Below are 22,010 nucleotides of genomic sequence, written 5' to 3'. Positions count from 1 at the left end.
GCTCCGATCATTAATCATCTGGAAATTCTAGTTTACCAGATTGACGTAAATTAAATAGTACTTTATTAACGTTAATACTTAAACTTAACCATTTTTCATAGTTTTCTCGATTCTTTGGTGCTTCTGGCGCCTCTAATATCTCTGCAAAGTCATTAGCTTCATCAACCATTGGATTGCCTTCAGGCGTGTCACCAATTTGTGTCACCTTACCATCTTCATCGTGGTATTGGACGTCCGTTAACTCGCCGGCATCGTCAATGACAATCGTATCCTTCATACCATAAATTTCTGAACTAGCAAATGAATTGGTAATCTTACCGAAGTTTAAGGTTACATCAAATTCGGGATATCGAAGGATTGCCGTTCCTTTTCCGTCAACCTGAGTACTAATAAACTGTGGATAGTAGGCAACATCATCAGGCATCCCAAATAGTGCAATTGCATCATATGCTGTATACACACCAAGATCTTGTAAGGCGCCACCGGCAAATTTAAGGGTGAAAATATTTGGCGTTTCACCAGCCAGAACTTGATCATATCTAGAAGAATACTTCATATAAGTGAAGCTGGCTCCTTGGATGCGATCCATCGCTACAACCTGTTTTTTGATTGCGCTGAAATTCTTCGTATGAACATTTCTCGCGGCTTCAAGTAGGTGAACACTGGGATTTTTAGTTAATAGTTCTTGAATTTTCTGCATTTGCTTTTGGTTTGTAAACGCAGGCTTTTCCACTATAATGTTTTTCCCGTGATCTATGGCCAGCTTTGCCTGTGCAAAATGAAGACTATTTGGTGAGGCAATGTAAACCGTATCAAACGTGTCCGATTTAAAGAACTCAGTCAAATCATCAAAGAATTTTGTTGCGCCATTTTTTTTGCCAAAATCTTTGGCCTTTGCTAACGTTCTTGAGTAGACGCTAACCAGTTCATACCGCTTTGTTTCAGCTGCCGCTTCTACAAATTGTTGCGTAATCCAATTTGTCCCAATAATACCTAATTTTAACATTTAATATGCCCTCCAATTAGCTAACAATCGTTAACTTCATGATAACAGTTAATTTACCTAAAGTGTATTTAAACCATTTTCACAGTAATTTACAATCCGTTTGCTATTCTCAGTCAAATAATCATGTTATAGTTGACGTGGAAGAGTTGGCTCTGTAGGGGAGGATGATCATATGAACAACAATAATGACGGATTACGGCACGGATTGTTTGACCAGTTCAAACGCCGCCTATCCAAACGTGATCGTTCTCACGTGAAAGAACCACTAACTGATGATGTCTCCCCACTATTTTATTCAGGAACCTGGCGTTACGTGGATGATCAACATAATCGTATCCACCAACTCGAAATTAGTCCTGACATGTCGGTGAAGATTGATCACCAGCCATTGCAGGTTACCGTGAAAAGTATGACAAAGGAATCGTTAATCTTCATCGATAAGTTCGGTTACCGCTTGGTTTTAACCGCAAATGACAAGCAGCCCACTCACCTATTTGATGAAGCCGATAATCAGGATTATTTAATCTTGATTGCAGATAAATAAAATAAAACCGTTCGAAAAGCAGGAGCCCTGGATAAAGTAACCTTTATCCGAGACGCCTGCTTTTTCTGTTTATTTAGTATTCGTAATTGCATTTAGATAGTTACGCCACTGCTTCTGATTGCCAGTAAAGACACTCTGTGACACCTGTTGTTCACTGCCACTTAACGTCATTTTGCCTTTGGGATTATATTCAATAAATGGCATCCGATCATTCGTCCGTTTTAACTTGCCATCCGCCATCCAGAAGGCTGCCTTTGGAACGCTTGCCTTCACCCATGTGTGCCAAATTGAGTCAGTGGTCCAAATAACAACACTTCTCTGGTAATGAGTAGAAATGAGGTTAGCCAGTTTTTTTAATTTTACCTGTTGGGCCGATTGATTAATGCTGTTTTCAGAATACGAACCATAATAGCTGACTTGCAGAGCTATTGGAAGGACGCCATCCGACTTTCCGATTGCCCGACGAAAGTTTACGTATTGGGCTGATGCAGAACTGGAAAAACTGAACATGTGGTAAACGCCAATTTTCAAATCCGTTCCTTGAAACTGGCTAAATGAATTACTAAATTGGTCATCAATGAAGCTTGCTCCTGAACTTGCTCTGAGATAGGTAAATTTAACACCTTTTTGTGCCAGCTGGTGAAAATCAATATAGCCGTCATCCTGACTTAACGTCACTCCCTTTACTGGATAGTGACTCAACTGCTTATTCTGGTGCTTTTGAAACAGCCAAAATCCACCAATCAAAATAATTAGAAGAATCAGAACTGTCAAAATCCGTGTTCTACGACGTGTACTTCGATGACGATACGTTGATTCATATATAGGTTGAACTTTCTTGCCCATAAACGACACTCACCCCCCGAAACATCTTTGCTCTATCCTATTTTAACACGGATCACTTTAATGACGCGTTTTCTCAATAACATCATGAACGGACTTCATGACGCCTTCCATATCATGAGAAATTCGAACGGCCGACATCATGAAGAGCGTATCCATAATTGTCATTTGGGCAATTAAAGAATACATTCCTTCAGATCGATAGTTAACTTCCTCTGCTAATGATAGTAAGGTTACATCCGCCTCATTTGCCAAGGTTGAATTAGCGAAGCTTGTAATCCCGATTATCGGGGTTCCCTGTTCCTTTAGTGTTTCAACGAGTAACAAGGTCTCATGATTTTCTCCTGAATGGGAAATAACGATGGCACAATCATCCTCGTTCATTCTGGCTGCTTGCATCAATTGAATATCATAGTCAGGATGGAAAACGCAATTTAAAGAGGTTCTTAAAAATTTATGATAGCCATCTAAGGCAACGATAGATGAGGCGCCAAGGCCAAAAAAGTTTAGTTGTTTTGATTTAATAATTTTTAGGACAGCACGGGCCAATTCAGATTCTTTAAGGGCAGCCTGTGTCGACTCAAGCGCACTGATTTGTGAATGAAATGTCTTCTGAGTAATTGTTGCAAGGGAATCCCCCCTGTCAATTTCTTTGAAGATTGTCTGACCACTCGTTGAATTTGTCTCAATCTGGGCAAGTTCAACTGAAAACTCACGAAAATTATGATAGCCCACTCGTTTCACAAATCTTGAAATAGAAGCGGTTGAGACGCCTACTGTGGCCGCCAAACTCTTGATGGTTTCTCGGCCAGACTTATTTGGATTTTTCAAAACATAGTTAGCTATTTTTCGATCCGTTTGACTTAAATTCGGAAAATAGGAGCGAATATTACTTAACGTTGAATGCATGATTATGTATCCCCCAATTGATACTTTTTTTCATTTTGTAAATATTTTACACTAAAACACTTGAAATGTGAAAAGTATTTTCATATAATAGTTTCGTTACTAAATTTTTGCTAAGGAGCGTTATTAATAATGAAGCTAGGATTAGTTGGTTTAGGAAAAATGGGTTTGAACCTTGCAAAGAATGCAATGGATCACAACCACGAAATCGTTGGTTTTGATTTAAGTCAAGACAACGTTAAAGAAGCAGTTGCTGCAGGTGCTGAAGGCGCCGACAGTTTGAAAGACATGGTTTCCAAATTACCATCACCAAAGATTGTTTGGGTTATGGTACCTGCTGGCAAACCAACCGATTCAACTATCGAAGATTTAAGCAACTTATTGGGTGCCGGTGACATCTTAATCGATGGCGGTAACTCATTCTACAAGGACTCACTTCGTCACAACGAATTATTAAAGAACAAGGACATTATTTTCTTTGATTCTGGTACATCTGGTGGTATGGAAGGCGCTCGTTCACACGGTAACTTCATGATTGGTGGCGACAACAAGGAAGCATTTGAAACAATTCGCCCATTATATGAAGATATTTCCGAAGAAGACGGTTACCTTTACACTGGCCGTGCTGCTTCAGGCCACTACCTTAAGATGGTTCATAACGGTATCGAATATGGTGAAATGCAAGCTATCGCTGAAGGTTTTGAAGTTCTTGAAGCAAGCGATTTTGACTACGACAACGAAGCAGTTGCAAAGGTTTGGAGCCATGGTTCAGTTATTCGTGGATGGCTCATGGAATTAGCAGAAGAAGCATTTGCTAAAGATCCAGAACTTGAACAAATTGCTGGTCGTATGCACTCATCTGGTGAAGGTGCTTGGACACTTGAAGAAGCACTTAGCCACAAGGTTCCAACGCCAGTTATTGCAATGGCTTTGATGACTCGTTACCGTTCAATGCAAGATGACACATTCACTGGTAAGGTTGTTGCAGCCCTTCGTAACGGCTTCGGTGGACACGCAATGGACAAACCTGGTAAATAATTAACTTAAATTGACCTTAGGTTATACGCACTATTTGAAAAGGGGTAAATCAATTGGATTACATGATTGGTATTGACATTGGAACAACCAGTGTCAAAACAGTACTTTATGATACTGCGGGTAAGGTATTAGGCTACTCCAATAACCTCTATCCCCTCTATCAAGATCAACCAGATATGGCTGAAGAAGATCCAGAAGAGATCTTCTCCGGCGTTCTGGATGGTTTAACAGCCGTTTTAAGAAAAGCTGACCTGAAGACTGGAACATTAAAAGGTGTTTCTTTCTCAGCTGCCATGCATAGTTTGATTCTACTGGATGAAAACTACAAACCATTAACGCGAGCTATCACTTGGGCGGACAATCGAGCCGTTAAGTATGCTGATGAATTACGTGAAAATGGCGTTGGTAAACAGCTTTACGAAAAGACTGGAACACCGATTCACCCAATGACACCACTTTCTAAATTAATCTGGCTCAGAAATGACCAACCTGATTTATTTAAGAAAGCTTCATGGTTCGTTGGAATAAAGGAATACGTTCTTTATAAGTTGTTTGGACAACTCAAAGAAGAGTATTCAACTGCTAATGCAACAGGGATGTTCAACATCTTCAATATGGATTGGGATGACCAAGCGCTAGAAGTTGCTGGTGTAACTCGTGATCAACTACCTGAATTAGTGGACACCACTGATAAGATGGTTGGCTTACGTGATGAATATGCACGAGTAATTGGCATCGAAAAAGACGTCCCATTCATTATGGGTGCGACTGACGGTCCTCTTTCTAACCTTGGCGTAAATGCAATCGACCCTGGTGTCGTCGCAGTTACCATTGGTACTTCAGGCGCCGTTCGGGTTATTACCGACAAGCCTCGCATTGATCCAAAGGCCCGTGTTTTCTGTTACTATCTTGCCCCTAACAAATGGGTGGTTGGTGGTCCAGTCAACAATGGAGGAATTGTCTTCCGTTGGGTTAGAGATCAACTATTTGCACCAGAAAAGATTACCGCTGAACAAATGCAAATTGATTCATACGATTTGTTAACGCAAATTGCAGAAAAAATTCCAGCTGGTTCTGATGGTTTGATTTTCCACCCATTCTTAGGTGGCGAACGTGCCCCAATTTGGGATGCAAATGCACGAGGCTCATTCTTCGGTCTAACTAGAACTCATACACGTGCTCATATGGTTCGCGCTGCGCTAGAAGGAATTGTTTACAATCTTTACACCGTTATGTTGGCGTTAGAGGAAGTCGTTGGAAAACCCAAGAGTATCCAAGCTACCGGTGGTTTTGCACGATCAGCTCTTTGGCGTCAAATGTTGGCTGATATCTTTGAACAGGACGTGACTATTCCCGAGAGTTTCGAGGGAACTGCTTTAGGCGCCGCTGTCTTGGGTATGTATAGTTTGGGAATCATTGATGACCTAAGCGAAGTTAAGAAGTTCGTTGGGGTTACAAATGTCCACCATCCTAATCCAGAAACATTTGAAGCATATCGGACATTGGTTCCAATTTATATTCGTCTTAGTCGTTTACTTCAGACTGAATACAAGAATATTGCTGAATTTCAGCGTAATGAGGAACAAAAAAAGCAAAATCAGAATGACGACTAGTTATTCAAAACTTATTCACTTGCCTTTCTCAAAAAAAGGCGTATATTAAAAGGTCTTAAAGCTAGTGGCTCATCCGAGTCACTACTTTATAAATAAACAATGAAAGGGCTTACTATCTCATGGCAATTCTTGCACTCGTTATCGGTGTCGTATTTCTACTTTTGTTAATCATTCGCTTTAAAGTAAACACATTCGTTGCTTTAATTCTTACGTCCGTTCTTACCGCCCTTCTTCTTGGTATGGACATGACTAAAATTGCAACCAGTATTCAAGATGGTATTGGAAGCCAACTTGGTGAATTATCACTAGTCTTTGGTTTTGGTGCTATGCTTGGTCGATTGGTTGCTGATGCTGGTGGTGCTCACACCATCGCAACTACCTTAATTGATAAATTTGGTCGCAAACGGCTTCAACTAGCCATCATGCTTGCCTCATTTATCATTGGTATCGCCTTATTCTTCGAAGTTGGTATGGTTCTCTTGATTCCTATCGTCTTCGCAATCGCTCTTGAAGCCGGCGTACCAATTCTTTACCTAGGTATTTCAATGGCAGCTGCTTTATCAGTTACTCACGGATTCTTACCACCTCATCCAGCGCCAGTTGCTATTTCAGCAGCATTGAACGCAAACACTGGTAAAGTCCTTATCTTTGGTTTAGTTGTCGCAATTCCAGCCGCTTATGTCGCTGGTCCACTCTTCACTAAGTTAGCTCAAAAATTTGCACCATCAGCTTTTGAGCAAAAGGGTAACCTCAGCTCATTTGGTGAAATGAAAACCTTCACTAAAGAAGAAGCGCCTTCATTTGGTATCTCAGTGTTAACTTCCCTCTTCCCAGTTATTTTGATGGCAATTACAACCATCTATTCAATGGCTGTCAATGGTGGAGAAACACCAAAAGATCCAACAATGGTTGACCAAATCATTAGTTTGATTGGATCACCAAGTATCGCCATGCTTATCTCACTTGTGTTCGCAATGTTCACAATGGGCTGGGGTCGTGGTCGTGCAACGACTGACATCATGGCTTCACTAGAAAACGCCGTTAAATCAATCGCCATGCTTCTCTTGGTTATTGGTGGTGGTGGTGCCTTCAAGCAAGTCCTAATTGATGGTGGTGTTGGTAATGAAGTTGCCAAGATCTTCACTAACTCAGGAATGTCACCACTAATTCTTGGTTGGTTAGTCGCCGTTGTCCTCCGTGTTGCGCTTGGTTCAGCAACTGTGTCAGCATTAACAGCTGCCGGGATTGTTGCTCCATTAATGGCACAATCTGGTGTAGATCCAGCTCTGATGGTTCTTGCCATCGGTGCCGGTTCACTTGCTGCATCTCACGTTAACGATGCCGGTTTCTGGATGTTCAGAGAATACTTTGATTTAACCATCAAACAAACTCTTTCCATCTGGACCGTACTAGAAACAGTGATTTCTGTCGTCGGTATCATTATCGTTATGATTTTAAACATGTTCTTCCATTAAAAGTTAATCTATTAAGGCTACGACACAGTGATGTCGTAGCCTTTTTTGTCGCCTTGCGTTTTCCAATTATGGTATACTTATCGGGCTGAAGTTTTTGAATAAGGAGTATTTATATGGAAGAGAAACATTTAAAAAGAGAGATAGGTTTTTTCACTGCATTTTCTACCGTCATGGGTACCGTTATCGGTGGTGGTGTCTTCTTTAAAGTAGCAAGTGTCGTTAGCTCTAATTATTCAGCTAGCATGACAATTATTGCTTGGTTGCTTGGTGGAATCCTGACACTCTGTGCAGGGTTAACTAGTGCTGAAATCGCTGCCGCCCTCCCGCACACTGGTGGGGCAATTAAATATGTTGAATATACATATGGTAAATTACCCGCCTTCTTAATGGGTTGGGCCCAAATCCTCGTTTATTATCCAGCAAATATTGCCGCACTTTCCATTATCTTCTCCACCCAATTTTTAAATTTATTTCATTTGCCAATCATTTGGCACATCCCAATTGCCATCATTTGTGGTCTAAGTATCACCCTGATTAACTTTTTGGGTGCCCGAGTTGGCGGACGACTCCAATCAATCACACTGATTTTTAAGCTCATTCCGATCATCCTCATTATTATCTGGGGGATCTTTACCCCTGGCCAAGTTGACGTTTCTTGGTGGCCGGTTGCAACGGGTCACCATATCGGATTTTGGACCGCGTTTGGTGGTGGACTGCTTGCCACAATGTTTGCTTACGATGGTTGGATTAACATCGGAACCATCGCTGGTGAACTCAAGAATCCTGAAAAGGACTTGCCCAAAGCAATTGCATTGGGCCTCTTATTTATTACCATTGTGTATGCGCTCATTAACTTCGTCTTTCTAAAAACAATTCCAATCGACCAAATTGCCGGTAATCAAAATACCGCGGCGGAATCTGCCATGGCACTATTTGGCCAATCTGGCGGTAAATTAGTCACGATTGGGATTCTAATATCCGTTTACGGTGCCATCAACGGCTATACGCTGACAGGTATGCGAGTACCATTTGCAATGGCAGAAGAGAACTCACTACCATTTAGCAAATACTTCAAGCGTTTGTCGCCACACACTTATGTACCTTACTTTGCTGGTAGCGTTCAGTTGTTAATTGCCGTCATCATGATGTGTCTCGGTTCTTTTGATTTGTTGACTGACATGCTTGTGTTCGTTATGTGGATTTTCAACGTAATGATTTTTATTGCCATCTTTATTTTACGAAAACGGGAACCCAAACTTAAGCGACCGTACCTGGTTCCCTGGTATCCTGCCGTTCCAATTATCGCAATCGTTGGTGGGATCTTCATTCTCCTGCTAACCATCTTCACTCAGCCTTTATTGGCAATGGTTGGCCTTTTGTTAACAGGGATTGGTATTCCAGTTTACTTTTATAAGCAGCACAAAAATAAGGAACTATGATTTTTTCAATCATAGTTCCTTTTTGTTTACATTTCGAAGGTCGGAAACAATTTGTGAATTAATTGTTCCGGTTCGTATTTTTCAATATCAATCATCAAGATAACTTGGGTGATGCTTTCATAAGTCAACATCAGTAGGTCGCCACCCTGCTCATCCTTAATTTGATAGTACTGAATCCCTCGTTGAATCGCAATTAGGATAACCTGTTGTGCCTTGTGCGAAAGTCGACCAATTGCTGGCAAGAGCTTTCGCGAACTTAATCGTTCAGTCCGCCAACGAGTTGCAACACTCAACGCAAACGAATCAATAGCTTGATTTCCAGCTCGATTATAAATCATCGCTGCCGGTGTTAACTCGGGATGCGTCATGACTTCAAATAAATCATCTAAAGCTGCCGTTTGCTCAATGTGCGCATTTAGCTCTGACGCCAACACTTTAAGGTCGCTAAAAATAGACACGCCTTCATTCTCAAGGTACGTATGAGCAGTTGGTAACTCTAGAGCAACGCGATTATTCTTTTCAATCCCTAATTGTAAAATTGCAGATAGCCGACTAGTATCCACTGGTCGAACCATCAAATCAATCATAAAGAATTTCATAAAGTACAAGGCGTGACGACTAATCCCATTAGAGGTAAATGGTGTATTATCCAAGGCACGTATTTCAAGATAGCGCGCACCGATTGACTTTAAGGTGTCAGGTGTTTCTGACCCCCGCATCCTGATTGGCGCCTGGTAATCAGCAATCGTTGCCAGCTGACCCAATTTAATTTGCTGGTTGAGATCTGCAATGTGTGCTTCTACAGACGCATAGCTCAATTTTTTAGTTGTTAAATTTACGAAACCCAAATCGCTATTTCGGATACTCCGAACAGGATGATCAATTTTTGAAAATGCTGAATGAGTTGACTCAGGACTAGCGCCAAATAGATACGTCAATAACCAACGATTACAAATAAAGTTTTGCATCATTCGCAAGTAAAGATTATTTTTAAACTCAATAACGGTTGCATACTCTGATTGATAGTGGCTGTACAGGCGATTGATCACTGGATCAGGGATGCTGTAGTTAACGTGTACGCCGGTTGTACGCTCGTCACTATTAACTGTACCATTTGTTGTTCCATTGGCCCGAGGCGGCGTGCTAAGCGGCCAAATTCGATCGTCGCCTTCTAGTGAGCGATAAAAAGCGGTCTGAAGTGTATCTAACTGGTCAAGAACACCACCAATATTCGGATTTGGATCCGTCACAACTTCAAATTTAGTTTTCGTTTTATCCGCCTTTAGGTAGGGATGATATTCGTGCTTACCCAATTTGCGGGGATAGGGTTGCTCGCTTAACCGACCCTCTTGGTCAACTCGATACGCTTCTACTTCAATTCCAATCAGACTATGAAAAAGCTGCTCAGCAACTCCTTCATCCTTGATTACTTGTAGTAAATTATCCAGCATATCCATCCCCCGTTTTACCGTCTTTAGCATTAATTATACCCAATTCAAAATTAATGAACAGTAAAAATCACTCGGTTATTTAATGATTTCTTTAATGAGCTCTGGTGCTGAAGCGGAATCAGTGATTTTAACGTTCTGGTAAATTTGTTCCTTGATATCATCAATTTGTTCCGTGTCACTGTAAATGGTCATGAGTGACTCACCCTTGCTGACCTTATCACCAATCTTCTTATGGAGCACGATACCAACTGCATAGTCCAGCTGATCATCAGCTTTTTGTCGGCCACCGCCTAAAAGCATGCTGGCAATTCCCATCTCATCTGCTTCAATTTCGGAAACAACGCCACTTTCCTTTGCAGGCAGTTCAATCTTAAACTTGGCTTGAGGCATAATCTCTGGATGATCAACGACACTTCCGTCTCCACCCTGGGCCACAACCATCGCTCTGAACCGCTCTAGAGCTGATCCATCTGTAATCGTCCCTTCGAGCTTTTGCCGAGCTTCGTCAAGCGTTTGTGCTTTGCCAGCAAGAACTACCATGTGGCTTCCTAACGTTAATACCAGCTCAAGTAGGTCTTTGGGACCATTGCCATTCAGCAAATCGATCGATTCTTTAATTTCAAGGGCATTCCCAATCGCATTACCCAAGGGTTGATTCATGTCTGAAATGAGTGCCATGCAGTCCATTCCAACTCCCTGACCAATTTTTACAAGCGCCTTAGCAAGTGCTCGCGAGTCATCAAGCGTCTTCATGAACGCACCTGCACCAGTTTTAACATCAATCACCAGCGCATCTGTTCCTGATGCAATTTTCTTAGACATGATTGAGCCGGCAATCAATGGAATTGAATCAACCGTTGCCGTAACGTCACGTAGCGCATAAATTTTCTTATCAGCTGGGGCAATATTTCCTGTTGCGCCAATAATAGCCAACTGCTCTTTCTGAACCTGTTTCTTAAAGTCGGATTCGCTAATTTCCACCTTGTATCCTGGGATCGCTTCCAATTTATCCAACGTACCACCCGTATGGCCTAAGCCACGACCGGAAATCATTGGAACTGGGATACCCAGCGCTGCAACTAGTGCAGCAAGCGGAATACTGGTTTTATCTCCAACACCACCGGTTGAGTGCTTATCAACTTTGATGCCTTCAATTGATGACAAGTTCAAATGATCGCCAGAATGCATCATCGCCATCGTCAGTTTAGTCTGCTCACTATCCGTCATCCCATTGAAATAAATTGCCATTAACAAAGCACTCGTCTGGTAATCAGGGATAGACCCATCAACGACGCCATCAACAAAAAATTGAATCTCATCATCTGATAATTTATTTCCTTGTTTCTTTGACTCGATAATATCTAGCATTCTCATATTATTCACCTCATCTATTTAGTCATAATCCAAAAGTTTTTGCGCTGCATGCTGATCAATTACCAAACAGTTGGCATAACCACCCTTTAATGCAGCGTCAGTCGAAGTCACCTTTTCATCACCACAAACAACCAAAATTGCGTGAGCCTTTGTTTTCAAATCAGGTAGTGAAATCCCAATTGTTCGCTCATTCAATGTTTCATCAGCAATCTGGCCGTCCTTATCAATAAATCGAGAAAAAATATCACCAACTGCGTGTTTTTTTAAATAGGTAATTTCAGCCTTTTTTAAATATCCTAACTGAAAAATCATCGCGTTATCTCGAACCGTTCCAACCGAAAAAACAGCAATATTTGCTTCTTTAGATAGTTCCGTCACCTGCTGAATATGCCGTTCTTGTTCAACGAGTTGCTTAGTCTGCAAGTTATCAAATATCACTGGTAGCGGTAAGTACTGGGGGTAGGTTTGAAATGCATGGGCAAACGCGTTTATTGACTCAAACGCATAAGTCGGCTGCTCCGAGTAGGAAACGCCACCCTTCATTTGCACAACCATGACACCTGGTACTGCCATCTCTGACAAATGAGATCCAACTGAGTAAATAGTTTTCCCCCACCCAATCCCAATGATATCTTGTGGCTTCGTGATAGATTCAAGGTACTGCGCCGCTGCTTGTCCAACCACACTTAAGCGTTCTTTAACGGCCAGCCCTCTAGTGGGAACCACGTGAACGTCAATTTGATACTTGCTTCTAAGTTGAGCCTCTAACGTTGAGACATCCATTAATAAATCGTTTATTTGAATTCGAACGATTCCTTGATCTCGAGCAAATTGTAAAAGCCGAGACACTGTTGGTCGCGAAATTGACATTGCTTTTGCAATTTGGCTTTGACTCATATTTTGTTCGTAATATAATTTAGCAACTTGGAGCCCGTGCTCAAATCTAACTTGTCGTGACTCGCTCAATCAATTCCACTTCCTTCACAACGGGGGGCGAATGCATCAAACGCCATTCGTCCCCCTCCTCAGTATTATAAACTAGCCTTTAACGGCTGTTTCTAAAGCAACCTTAATCATGTCATTAAACGATTTTTCTCGTTCTTCAGCTGTCGTTTCTTCACCCGTAATCAAATGATTACTGATTGTCAAAACTGCTAAAGCTCGTACATGGTACTTTGCTGCCAATAGATAAAGTGCAGCGGTTTCCATTTCCGTTGCTGCCACGCCATAATCAACTAATTTTTGACGGTCCATTTCATCATTATAGAAACGATCTTCAGAAAGAACGTTTCCAACTCGAACTGGAATGTCTAATTCATCAGCTGCGTGATAAGCCGTATCTAGTAGGCCAAAATCAGCAATAGGTGCAAAATAGATTCCACCGCCAAACGTGTTATGGATAATGGATGAATCGGTGGTTGCGCCCTCTGCTAAAATCACGTCACGAACGTGGACATCTGGACTCATACCGCCTGAAGAACCCACTCTGAACAACGTTTTTACACCATATTCATTAATTAATTCATTCGTGTAGATGGAAATTGATGGAATTCCCATGCCCGTTCCTTGAACGGATACTCGTTTTCCCTTATAGGTTCCTGTATAGCCAAATGCGTTTCGCACTGTGTTATATCGAACAGGATTTTCAAAAAAAGTTTCGGCAATATATTTTGCTCGCAGTGGATCACCAGGAAGTAATACTGTATCTGCAATATCGCCCTTTTTTGCTTCAATATGCTCACTCATGAAATTTCCTCCTTAAGGGAATTATTTTAGTTCGTCCAAGAAACTTTGTCCGTTACCATTTCCAGAAACCTTGAAGTTATCAAGAACAGTTGCACCAAAATCAGCAAATGGTGAACGAATTCCTAGACTACCAGACTCTTTCATACTTGGCGAATAAGCAAGTAATGGGACAAATTCACGGGTATGGTCTGTTCCCCTAAAACCAGGGTCATTTCCATGATCAGCGGTAATGAGCAAGAGGTCATCTGGTTTCATGTTGTCTAAAACCGTTCCCAAACGTTTATCAAATTCCATCAATGCATTTCCGAAGCCTTCTGGATTACGACGATGACCATACATCGCATCAAAATCAACCAGGTTAATAAAGCAAAATCCGGTGAAATCTTCAGTCATCACGTGATCCACATGATCCATTCCATCCATGTTGCTTTCGTTATGGTAACCTTCATCAATTCCGTGACCCGAGAATATGTCATTAATTTTACCAACACCAACGGTATGAACACCAGCTTGTTGGAGAAAATCAATATCAGTATCACTAGTAGGCTCCAAAGTGAAGTCGTGACGGTTTGCGGTTCGCGTAAAGTGATCCTTATCAGGACCCACGTATGGTCGTGCAATAATCCGACCAACCGTATATTCAGGTCCATTAACGATGGAACGCGCATACTCACAAATTTTGTATAGTTCCTTGAGCGGAATAACGTCTTCATGGGCGGCAATTTGGATAACAGAGTCACCTGATGTATAGACAATCAGATCCCCCGTTTTCATCTGTTGCTCGCCAAGTTCGGCAATGATTTTTGTCCCTGATTCTGGTCGGTTTCCAATTATCTTACGTCCTGAGAACTTCTCAAGCTTAGATAAAATTTCTTCAGGAAAGCCATTTGGAAATGTACTGAGCGCTTTTTTGACTGGCAAGCCCATCATTTCCCAGTGGCCGTCCATACTGTCCTTACCCGCCGATATTTCTTGCATTTTGCCATAGTAGCCAATTGGCTTTTCTACTGCTGGAACACCCTCAATAGGAACCGCTCTTAAATTTGAGATTCCTAATTTCTGAAGATTGGGGATCTTTAATTTACCGGCAAAATGTTCACCAACGTGGCCTAAAGTATCAGCACCACCATCATTGAACTTATCAGCATCGGGAGCTGCCCCAGTACCAACTGAATCTAAAACGAGACCAAAAACACGCTTATAAGTCATGAAATAACATCCTCTCTGGAAATTTTAGTAGCCTTTAGATGTATCCTTAGAACCTGTTAAAATAGCGACCGTTGCACTAACACCTAAGCGAGTTGCACCAGCTTCAATCATTTCAATGGCTTCCTCATATGAGTGAACACCACCAGAAGCCTTAACACCAAAATCAGGTCCAACGGTTTCTCTCATAATTTTAACATCTTCTAGTTTAGCACCAGATGTAGAGAATCCGGTAGAAGTTTTCACAAAATCTGCTTCGCCCTCAACTGTTAATTTGCTAGCAAGCTTGATTTCATCCTTGTTTAAGAGTGCTGTTTCAATAATAACTTTTAATAGTTTATTTTTTGCATGAACAGCTTTTGACAAAGCTTTAATATCTGCTAACACAACTTCGGTATTTCCACCGCGAAGTTCGCCAATATTGATAACCATGTCGATTTCTTCAGCACCAGCGTCAATCGCGTCATTTGCCTCATAAACCTTGGCATTAGTTGACATTGCACCTAAGGGAAAGCCAACAACTGCGATTGGATTAACAGTTGTGCCCTTTAATTGCTCCGCAACAAATGGAATCCAGTACGAGTTAACACAAACGGAAGCCGTATTATACTTTGCGGCCTCTTCGCAAGTCTTTTGAATATCAGCCTTAGTTGCCTCTGCCTTTAAGTTAGTGTGATCAATATATTTTGCTAATTGTTCTATCGTTAATTTCATTGTTTGAAACCCCTTTCATTTACAAACATAGAATACCTTATTTTTGAACAAATGTAAAATAATACAATGAAATTCTGTTCAAATTCTCATAAATAAAAACAGCCACCCTTTTAAGTGACTGTTTCATTGCTTATTTTCTAGCTTCCTGACGCGCATTTGCCAATCCAATCCACCGTTTACTAATTGAATTATCGATATTCAAATGATCGAGAATCTTCATGACGGTATGGTTCACAATGTCATCCACCGTTTTAGGTTGATTATAAAAAGCCGGAATGGGTGGAATAATTGCAACGCCCATTTTCGAAAGTTTCAACATATTTTCCAAATGAATTTGATTAAATGGGGATTCCCTTGGGACAATGATTAATTGTCGTTGTTCCTTCAGCGTCACGTCAGCGGCTCTGGCAATTAAATTATCACCCAAGCCCGTTGCGACGGCAGCAACTGTTTTCATACTTGCTGGAACAATGACCATTCCATCATGAAGAAAGCTGCCACTCGAAATGGTGGCGCCCATATTTTGTTCCGGATAAACAAAATCAGCCAATGCTTTGACCTGTGCATCTGTATAACCGGTATCCTCCACGGCAAGGTTTTCTTTAGCCCATCGACTCATGACTAAATGAGTTTCCACATCGGGGTCTTGCTTTAACGCCTCTAGCAAACGAATCCCGTATATGGTGCCGCTTGCACCTGAAATACCAACAACAATTTTTTTCATGTGCCCCCCCTAAATTAATCTAAATACTTCTTCCAATCTGTAACTTCTTTAAATTGCGCCCGCTTAAACGTGTCCCGCATATCATAAGGGAATGTTCCATCTAAAACTAGCTTTGAACTCATTCCTCTAATTCTGATTCGCGCAGGATCATATTCAGGCAATTCGGATGGATCAAGTGGATGATTTCGCATCCCCTCTAAAACCATAATATCGCGATCAGCTTGGAACCGCGTATTAATGGTCCACATGACATCATTCCAATCAAAAATATCAACGTCTTCATCAACTAAAATAACCGTTTTAAGTTCCTTAAATGATGAAAATGCCAACAATGCGGCTTGGCGTTGAATCCCTTCATCGGCCTCGTTGTCTTTATGAATTTGCATAATCGTCATGAGCTTTCCACCACCAGCTGGTGCATTGTACACATTTAGGACCTTACCTGGAATTGCACGATCAACCAAATTTAGAATAGAAGCTTCTGTGGGAATTCCGGCCATTGAGACGTGCTCTTCAGACGGACCAATTGTCGTTTGAACGATTGGATTGTCTTTCCGATGCGTCACAGCCTTTATTTTAACCACGTTGACGGCAGGATTTGCTTTACCATTGTATCCTGGAAATTCTGGCATGGCGTATCCTGAATTCGTATTAATATCTTCTTGCATTTTCTGGTTTGGCATAATTTCAGCCTCAATAATCCACTCAGAACGAGCGATTCCCATGGCGTCGACTGCGACACCAGGAACAACTTGGACAGCTTCGTTTCGGAGTGCCCCAGCGACCTGAAGTTCATTATAACCAAGTGGTGTTGTCGGTGGCTCAAATGTCGCACCAATCGTGATTGCTGGATCTAAGCCAATATTGATTGTAATGGGCATCGGCTTGTTTTGATCTTCATACTCTTTCAAAAATGCCCCAATATGACGGCCACTAGGCATGATGTACATCCCGATGGTGTCTTTATCTTCCAAGACCATTCGATGAATCGTAACGTCGCTTTCTTGGCCGTCTACGCTATGACCATAAACAACCCCCATCGTAATGTAAGGACCAGCATCAACTGGTGTATTAGTTGGTGCTGCAAGTAATTTACGAATATCAAAGTCAGCGTCCGTTGCCAAATGGACAACCTCTTGCGCTGGCGCGTTCGCTTTTGTAACCTCAACGGGAGCCATTGGATGAGTCACAGCCTCATTTAACATTTGACCCAACGTTTTATAGTCATGATGCAAAATTTTTCCAACCCGTTTCCTAGATGCCTGTAAGCCAATCAAAACTCGGCTACCTGGGAACCCTTTTACGTTATTAAACATCATTGTTGGACCTTCGCTCGTTGGTCGTTGAACGGTTCCACCTGAACCAATATAACGATAGACACCAGCTAAATCAGCATCTGGATCAATTTCGACATTGGTTTCATGATATTGTTTAGGATCATCTTTTATTTCGCTTAGTACTTTTCTTAAATCGTATGGTTGTTCTGACATGAAAAGAACCTCCTCTTTTACTTACAGTATTTAGTATCGTTCATTTCTTGAATCAAAACAATTCAAAAAAATAGCAGACCTATTCCATAATGGAATGAGTCTACTATTTCTGGTTTTGTTGCGCAAATTTCCAGAACTGGTCACTTGCCGATGACTGGTTCTTCTTCGTTCGCACAAATGCTAATCTACTGTATTTAAGCGGCGTAATGGGAATCGCAACGACCTGATCAAAATGGCTTAAATCAAATGATTTATTCATCATAATTGAAACTCCCATTCCCCGATTTAGCATTCCCAAAATCAAATCTATTCGTTTACCCTCATAAATAATGTCTGGTTTAACGCCCGCCTCCCTGAGTGAAGCGACTACCGGCGCCAATAGTTGGGTAGAATCATCTAACAGTAAAAACGATTCCCCCTTCAACATATTCGCTGAAATCTCTTTTTGTTTCGCTAACGGATGAGTTTTCGGTAACAATGCGACAAAATAGTCTTGTTCGCTAGTCAACACGTCAAAACGAGGAATCTTATCAAAAAGCCTCGTAAAAATAATATCAGCACTTTCGTCAGCTAATTGATCAAAGAGCGAATCCGTTTCAACTTCATTAAATTTAAGCTCAATTTGAGGCTGTTGTTTGGCAAATTCCGTAATAACGTTAAAAGCGCCATACTGGGAAACTGAGGGAATTGTTTTAATAATCAGACTATTTGTTCGTTGATTATTTTGCAGTTCAATCACTTTTTGCAACTCGTGCTCTTTCTCCAATAGTGAATTTACCAGAGGGAGAATCTTTTTGCCTTCTGCCGTCAAAGAAACGGTTCGATGGGCTCTGGAGAATAACATCACATGCCATTCTTTCTCTAACGAGAGAATATGCTTAGAAACGGTCGCCTGCGTTGAATAGAGGCGTTCCGCCGTTTTACTATAATTGTTAGTTTGTGCTAAATCTACAAAAGTAGCTAATTTTCGAGTATCCATATTTACGCCAATCTCTTTCATTCCTATTTGGAATATTTTAACACAAAACTTGAATTGCTAGTATTTTCTTTTATCTGTAAACTTTTCTCTTGATTAGGCAATATAGTCTGACAGATATTAGGAGGTCTTCGTTATTATGCCAATTGGTATAACAGTAAACGCCCTTTCAGTCCTTCTGGGTGGTATTTTTGGTGCCCTAGGTGGCAAGAAAATGTCAAAAGGGTTTAAGGAAAGTCTCAACATGGCATTTGGTGTTTGTTCAATGGCCATGGGAATTTTCGCAATTGCACCCATGAAAAATATGGCGGCGGTTATTTTCTCAATTATCATTGGAACAGCCATCGGCCTTATTTTTCACCTCGGAGAATGGATCAATCGTGGTGCTTCAAACATGCAAAAATTTATATCAAAATTCATCCACGCACCAGCAGCGCTTGATCAAAAAACGTTTGATGCAACTTTGGTCACGGTCATTGTTTTATTCTGTGCAAGTGGTACTGGCATCTATGGTGCTTTAACTGAAGGAATGAATGGGGACGCGACCATTTTAATTTCCAAATCAATTCTTGATTTCTTTACGGCCGCCATTTTTGCTGCCAATTTAGGCTACGTTGTTTCACTGATAGCGGTGCCTCAATTTGTTATTTTCATTATCTTATTCTTTGCCGCACACTTAATCTATCCCCTAACAAATCCAGCCATGATTCTTGACTTCAAAGCCGCTGGTGGCGTACTGATGCTTGCAAGCGGATTCCGAATGGTTCAAATTGTCATGTTTCCTACTGCGGATATGATTCCGGCAATGATCGTTGCCATGCCGATATCCTGGTTTTGGATGGCAATCATTCTCCCAATACTTTAATCTATTCCAACCAAAAAAGCCGACATTTTTGTCGGCTTTTTCTATTTGAATTTAATTTCGTAACAATATTCTAGTTGCTTATGATAATCCAACTCAATAAAGTCTGTTGGTCGAACTTGGCCGTCTTTCTTTTCAAAATACTGTAGCCCAGCAATACCGAGCATCTTATACACAAATTGAGAACAAAACATGATGTTAGGTCGAATTGAATGTTTCGTGACCAATCCCAAAATATTGTAGGCACTGCCATCTTCGTTAATTTGTTTAACCTTCTCTGCGACCGCTTGTTTCTGTCCGCGAGTCGCTTGGATTCGATAAACAAGAATTGACGCATCCGGTTTTTGATGAAAAGCTTCTACAGTTTCAGGATTTAATCCAGGTGGATACACATTAACGCCACCATTATAACTAATAATTGTTTTTAAGTCTTTATCAAACGATAACGATGCATGATTAAATTGCTTCATCGTAAACATTGCAATCATTTCGCTAGCAGGACTTCCGGTATTTGAAATCACAATGTAAAGATACGGATCTGCCAGACTTTCCTCAACTTTTTCAAAGTACGCTTCAGTTAAAGAACCATTATTAATATAATTGGTGGAACTATGACGATGTAAATCACCAAAAGTTGCGCTCAGATTTTTTACCGATAATGTGGACTTTAACTTATCTGCACTTTTTGTCGCATTAACAACCTTATTTAGGTTGTTTTTGAGAAAGTTAAAGCTCAATGTAGCGGCTTCCTCCACTGAAGGTGGGTAAAAATCTGCCGGTTTATTTGAAATAATAAATCGTTCTAACATAAGTGGTAAAGGAATAATCGCAGTGGCAAATACTTTAGCGATTAAATGACCAATTACCGATGTATGGGACTGTGCAACAAATACGACGGTGGTACAGAAGACAATTTGAACCACCATCGCAAGAATAAATGAGATGATTAATCCAAACTTTACCGACCGCTTTGTTGTTCCTAACATCGTCCGAATTGCCATTGCTAAAGCAAAGAAAACGTAAATTAAAATATAAATTGGTGCTGTGCCAACGACAAACAATCCAAGTAGGATAATAATGACAACCCAACTTGTTGCTTGCCTATATTGAAGCAGATCGTTCAATATGAGTCACTCCCGGTTATTATCTATTGCCGTTCCAATTTGGTGAATGAGACCTATGCTCGCTCAAGTACAGTTACCGACTCAACATGAGTCGTCTGTGGGAATTGATCAACTGGCTGAATCGGTTGATTAACTTTGTAACCTTGATCAGCAAATAATTGAACATCACGAACTAAAGTAGCGGGATTACAGCTAACATAGACAACCTTCTTGGGTTGCATCTTAGTGGCACTCTCAATTAGAGAAGCTGCTAACCCCTTACGTGGAGGATCTACCACAATCACATCCGGTTTAAGACCAGCTTGTTGCCATTCTGCCATCTTATCTTCAGCCTTGCCAACCTCAAACTGAATATTATTCAAATGGTTCTTTTGAGCGTTCACTTTTGCATCTTCAATAGCATCCGCAACAATTTCCACACCATAAACTTGCTTGGCGTGTTCAGCCATTGCCAAAGAAATCGTTCCGATTCCACAGTAGGCATCAATAACCGTTTCCTTACCACTTAAACCGACTTGCTCGATCGCTAGTTTATATAACTTTTCAGTTTGAACCGGATTAACCTGGTAGAAAGAGGTTGGTGAAATAGCGAATGTTAAACCAAGGAGCTTGTCGCTGATGGTTTCTTTACCAAATAACACCTTGTTCTTCTTACCCATAATAACGTTTGTCTTAGCTTGGTTAATATTCTGAACGATACTAGTTACTTCTGGTAGTTGGGCAGTAATTTCCTTTACCAATTCATCAACCATTGGTAATTTTTGGGTTCTGGTTATGAAACAAATCATCGTTTCGTTTGAATAATAGCCACGACGAATCATCAGATTACGAACAACCCCAGTGTGTGATGCTTCATTAAATGGTTCAATATGATATTTTCGAAGTAAGTCTCGAACCACAACGATGGCTTCATCAATCTTAGGATCTTGAATATAATAGTCTTCAATTGGGACTAAGTCGTGAGAATGTTGACGGTAGAAACCCGTCTCCAACTGACCATTCACCATTCGAACTGGCACTTGGGCCTTGTTACGGTAGTGAGTAGGATCATCCATCCCAATTGTTGGTAGGACATCGATATTTAAATCAGTTTTATTTAGTAAATTTTGAATTTGGTCATGCTTGAATTTTAATTGTGCATCATAGGCTAGATGTTGTAAGGGCGCAATTCCAGTCTGCGTTAGCTTTTTATCGCCAGTTTCTACCCGATCTGCAGATTTTGACAGCCATTTCTCAACTCGACCAAAGCTAAAGCTCTTCTGAACTTTTGTGACCTTAACGGTTACTTTCTCGCCAGGAAGTGCTTCCGCAATAAAGATTGGAAAATCTTCAATTTTGGCAACGCCCATTCCTTGGTAGGTTAAATCTTCAATGGTTACTTCATACGTACTATTTTTCTCAACTGGTGCTTTAATTTTCATGTTTTCTCCGTTCTATCTATTAAAAGGGATTTTACTGTACTTGTGACATAATACAGCA

At 40.9% G+C, this 22,010-nt stretch carries 20 protein-coding genes; 6 read left to right on the top strand and 14 right to left on the bottom strand.

From position 1 onward, the window contains the following. Positions 1-10: 10 nt before the first annotated feature. A complete protein-coding gene (locus FD44_RS00470) occupies positions 11-1,006 on the bottom strand; it encodes a Gfo/Idh/MocA family protein (protein WP_010619659.1) in 996 nt (331 codons plus the stop codon). A 172-nt stretch (positions 1,007-1,178) separates the two neighbouring features. On the opposite strand from FD44_RS00470, the gene FD44_RS00465 reads away from it, so the two are divergent. Further along, complete coding sequence (locus FD44_RS00465; RefSeq protein WP_010619658.1) at positions 1,179-1,550, top strand: DUF4828 domain-containing protein; 372 nt, start codon at positions 1,179-1,181, stop codon at positions 1,548-1,550. 69 nt (positions 1,551-1,619) lie between these two features. On the opposite strand, the gene FD44_RS00460 is transcribed toward FD44_RS00465, so the two are convergent. Both FD44_RS00460 and FD44_RS00455 read right to left on the bottom strand, forming a co-directional pair. Next, positions 1,620-2,396, bottom strand: a complete 777-nt coding sequence (locus FD44_RS00460) for a GH25 family lysozyme (protein WP_010619657.1) — start codon at positions 2,394-2,396, stop codon at positions 1,620-1,622. Positions 2,397-2,453: 57 nt separating this feature from the next. Next, positions 2,454-3,302, bottom strand: coding sequence for a MurR/RpiR family transcriptional regulator (locus FD44_RS00455; RefSeq protein WP_010619656.1), 849 nt, complete (start codon positions 3,300-3,302; stop codon positions 2,454-2,456). 129 nt (positions 3,303-3,431) lie between these two features. Between FD44_RS00455 and gnd the strand changes: the two genes are divergently transcribed. From gnd to FD44_RS00435, 4 genes are all read left to right on the top strand, one after another. Next, positions 3,432-4,337: a phosphogluconate dehydrogenase (NAD(+)-dependent, decarboxylating) gene (gnd, locus tag FD44_RS00450; protein WP_010619655.1), complete on the top strand. Its 906-nt coding sequence runs from the start codon at positions 3,432-3,434 to the stop codon at positions 4,335-4,337. A gap of 53 nt (positions 4,338-4,390) precedes the next feature. After that, complete coding sequence (gene gntK / locus FD44_RS00445) at positions 4,391-5,950, top strand: gluconokinase (protein WP_010619654.1); 1,560 nt, start codon at positions 4,391-4,393, stop codon at positions 5,948-5,950. Between the two features lie 119 nt (positions 5,951-6,069). After that, positions 6,070-7,425, top strand: a complete 1,356-nt coding sequence (locus FD44_RS00440) for a gluconate:H+ symporter (RefSeq protein ID WP_010619653.1) — start codon at positions 6,070-6,072, stop codon at positions 7,423-7,425. Positions 7,426-7,538: 113 nt separating this feature from the next. Further along, a complete protein-coding gene (locus tag FD44_RS00435; protein WP_010619652.1) occupies positions 7,539-8,864 on the top strand; it encodes an APC family permease in 1,326 nt (441 codons plus the stop codon). 26 nt (positions 8,865-8,890) lie between these two features. Here FD44_RS00435 and FD44_RS00430 read toward each other — a convergent pair whose 3' ends face one another. The 9 genes from FD44_RS00430 to FD44_RS00390 all read right to left on the bottom strand — a co-directional run bounded on the left by FD44_RS00430 (position 8,891) and on the right by FD44_RS00390 (position 18,548). Next, a complete protein-coding gene (locus FD44_RS00430; protein ID WP_235786619.1) occupies positions 8,891-10,345 on the bottom strand; it encodes a gamma-glutamylcysteine synthetase in 1,455 nt (484 codons plus the stop codon). 45 nt (positions 10,346-10,390) lie between these two features. Further along, complete coding sequence (locus FD44_RS00425; RefSeq protein WP_010619650.1) at positions 10,391-11,689, bottom strand: pyrimidine-nucleoside phosphorylase; 1,299 nt, start codon at positions 11,687-11,689, stop codon at positions 10,391-10,393. Between the two features lie 18 nt (positions 11,690-11,707). Then, on the bottom strand, positions 11,708-12,655 hold the full coding sequence (locus FD44_RS00420) for a sugar-binding transcriptional regulator (RefSeq protein ID WP_010619649.1): 948 nt from the start codon (positions 12,653-12,655) through the stop codon (positions 11,708-11,710). A 72-nt stretch (positions 12,656-12,727) separates the two neighbouring features. Continuing rightward, positions 12,728-13,435, bottom strand: coding sequence for a purine-nucleoside phosphorylase (gene deoD / locus FD44_RS00415; RefSeq protein WP_010619648.1), 708 nt, complete (start codon positions 13,433-13,435; stop codon positions 12,728-12,730). A gap of 21 nt (positions 13,436-13,456) precedes the next feature. Continuing rightward, positions 13,457-14,644, bottom strand: coding sequence for a phosphopentomutase (locus FD44_RS00410; RefSeq protein WP_010619647.1), 1,188 nt, complete (start codon positions 14,642-14,644; stop codon positions 13,457-13,459). Positions 14,645-14,668: 24 nt separating this feature from the next. Then, a complete protein-coding gene (gene deoC, locus FD44_RS00405) occupies positions 14,669-15,355 on the bottom strand; it encodes a deoxyribose-phosphate aldolase (protein WP_010619646.1) in 687 nt (228 codons plus the stop codon). A gap of 130 nt (positions 15,356-15,485) precedes the next feature. Continuing rightward, the gene (locus FD44_RS00400; RefSeq protein WP_010619645.1) at positions 15,486-16,079 is read right to left on the bottom strand and encodes a UbiX family flavin prenyltransferase; all 594 of its coding nucleotides are present in this window, start codon (positions 16,077-16,079) and stop codon (positions 15,486-15,488) included. 14 nt (positions 16,080-16,093) lie between these two features. Continuing rightward, positions 16,094-17,569, bottom strand: a complete 1,476-nt coding sequence (locus tag FD44_RS00395; protein ID WP_010619644.1) for a UbiD family decarboxylase — start codon at positions 17,567-17,569, stop codon at positions 16,094-16,096. Positions 17,570-17,672: 103 nt separating this feature from the next. After that, a complete protein-coding gene (locus tag FD44_RS00390) occupies positions 17,673-18,548 on the bottom strand; it encodes a LysR family transcriptional regulator (protein ID WP_010619643.1) in 876 nt (291 codons plus the stop codon). A 136-nt stretch (positions 18,549-18,684) separates the two neighbouring features. Between FD44_RS00390 and FD44_RS00385 the strand changes: the two genes are divergently transcribed. Further along, positions 18,685-19,410, top strand: a complete 726-nt coding sequence (locus tag FD44_RS00385; protein ID WP_010619642.1) for a DUF554 domain-containing protein — start codon at positions 18,685-18,687, stop codon at positions 19,408-19,410. 41 nt (positions 19,411-19,451) lie between these two features. Here the strand turns inward: FD44_RS00385 and FD44_RS00380 are convergent, their stop codons facing one another. Next, positions 19,452-20,531 carry a hypothetical protein gene (locus tag FD44_RS00380; protein ID WP_010619641.1) on the bottom strand — a complete coding sequence of 360 codons (1,080 nt, stop codon included), beginning with the start codon at positions 20,529-20,531 and terminating at the stop codon, positions 19,452-19,454. A gap of 53 nt (positions 20,532-20,584) precedes the next feature. Then, entirely contained in the window at positions 20,585-21,952 is a 1,368-nt protein-coding gene (gene rlmD / locus FD44_RS00375) for a 23S rRNA (uracil(1939)-C(5))-methyltransferase RlmD (protein WP_010619640.1), read from the bottom strand. Between the last annotated feature and the right edge of the window lie 58 nt (positions 21,953-22,010).

Source organism: Secundilactobacillus malefermentans DSM 5705 = KCTC 3548, from assembly GCF_001436395.1.
In the GTDB taxonomy this organism is placed as follows: Bacteria; Bacillota; Bacilli; order Lactobacillales; family Lactobacillaceae; genus Secundilactobacillus; species Secundilactobacillus malefermentans.
This window is presented reverse-complemented; position numbering and strand designations above follow the sequence as displayed.

What these genes read in the sequence shown, in the direction of transcription:
- FD44_RS00400 (WP_010619645.1), bottom strand. Translation starts at nt 16,079, where the DNA reads ATGAAAAAAATTGTTGTTGGTATTTCAGGTGCAAGCGGCACCATATAC.
- FD44_RS00425 (WP_010619650.1), bottom strand. Translation starts at nt 11,689, where the DNA reads ATGAGAATGCTAGATATTATCGAGTCAAAGAAACAAGGAAATAAATTA.
- FD44_RS00435 (WP_010619652.1), top strand. Translation starts at nt 7,539, where the DNA reads ATGGAAGAGAAACATTTAAAAAGAGAGATAGGTTTTTTCACTGCATTT.
- FD44_RS00440 (WP_010619653.1), top strand. Translation starts at nt 6,070, where the DNA reads ATGGCAATTCTTGCACTCGTTATCGGTGTCGTATTTCTACTTTTGTTA.
- FD44_RS00455 (WP_010619656.1), bottom strand. Translation starts at nt 3,302, where the DNA reads ATGCATTCAACGTTAAGTAATATTCGCTCCTATTTTCCGAATTTAAGT.
- deoD (WP_010619648.1), bottom strand. Translation starts at nt 13,435, where the DNA reads ATGAGTGAGCATATTGAAGCAAAAAAGGGCGATATTGCAGATACAGTA.
- FD44_RS00395 (WP_010619644.1), bottom strand. Translation starts at nt 17,569, where the DNA reads ATGTCAGAACAACCATACGATTTAAGAAAAGTACTAAGCGAAATAAAA.
- FD44_RS00470 (WP_010619659.1), bottom strand. Translation starts at nt 1,006, where the DNA reads ATGTTAAAATTAGGTATTATTGGGACAAATTGGATTACGCAACAATTT.
- FD44_RS00465 (WP_010619658.1), top strand. Translation starts at nt 1,179, where the DNA reads ATGAACAACAATAATGACGGATTACGGCACGGATTGTTTGACCAGTTC.
- gnd (WP_010619655.1), top strand. Translation starts at nt 3,432, where the DNA reads ATGAAGCTAGGATTAGTTGGTTTAGGAAAAATGGGTTTGAACCTTGCA.
- FD44_RS00390 (WP_010619643.1), bottom strand. Translation starts at nt 18,548, where the DNA reads ATGGATACTCGAAAATTAGCTACTTTTGTAGATTTAGCACAAACTAAC.
- FD44_RS00430 (WP_235786619.1), bottom strand. Translation starts at nt 10,345, where the DNA reads ATGCTAAAGACGGTAAAACGGGGGATGGATATGCTGGATAATTTACTA.
- FD44_RS00385 (WP_010619642.1), top strand. Translation starts at nt 18,685, where the DNA reads ATGCCAATTGGTATAACAGTAAACGCCCTTTCAGTCCTTCTGGGTGGT.
- deoC (WP_010619646.1), bottom strand. Translation starts at nt 15,355, where the DNA reads ATGAAATTAACGATAGAACAATTAGCAAAATATATTGATCACACTAAC.
- rlmD (WP_010619640.1), bottom strand. Translation starts at nt 21,952, where the DNA reads ATGAAAATTAAAGCACCAGTTGAGAAAAATAGTACGTATGAAGTAACC.
- FD44_RS00410 (WP_010619647.1), bottom strand. Translation starts at nt 14,644, where the DNA reads ATGACTTATAAGCGTGTTTTTGGTCTCGTTTTAGATTCAGTTGGTACT.
- FD44_RS00460 (WP_010619657.1), bottom strand. Translation starts at nt 2,396, where the DNA reads ATGGGCAAGAAAGTTCAACCTATATATGAATCAACGTATCGTCATCGA.